Here is a 255-nt window from a genome sequence, read left to right on the forward strand (position 1 = left end):
GACGGATGCCGACGATTTCGACTTCTTCACCAACCTTGACGATACCGCGCTCAACGCGACCCGTCACAACCGTACCACGGCCCGAGATCGAGAACACGTCTTCGATCGGCATCAGGAACGGCTGGTCAATCGGACGCTCAGGCGTCGGGATGTAGGCGTCAACCGCAGCCATCAGCTCGCGGATCGCGTCTTCACCGATCTTCTTGTCGGAATCTTCAAGAGCAGCAAGCGCCGAACCCTTGATGATCGGAATAT

General features: G+C 57.6%; 1 pseudogene. It reads right to left on the reverse strand.

Features of this window, described 5'->3' with window-relative positions:
• A pseudogene (gene tuf / locus WA845_RS25350) lies at positions 1-255 on the reverse strand (elongation factor Tu); the annotation flags it as partial.

Origin of the sequence: Agrobacterium sp. CMT1, assembly GCF_037203725.1 — a bacterium.
GTDB lineage: Bacteria > Pseudomonadota > Alphaproteobacteria > Rhizobiales > Rhizobiaceae > Agrobacterium > Agrobacterium pusense.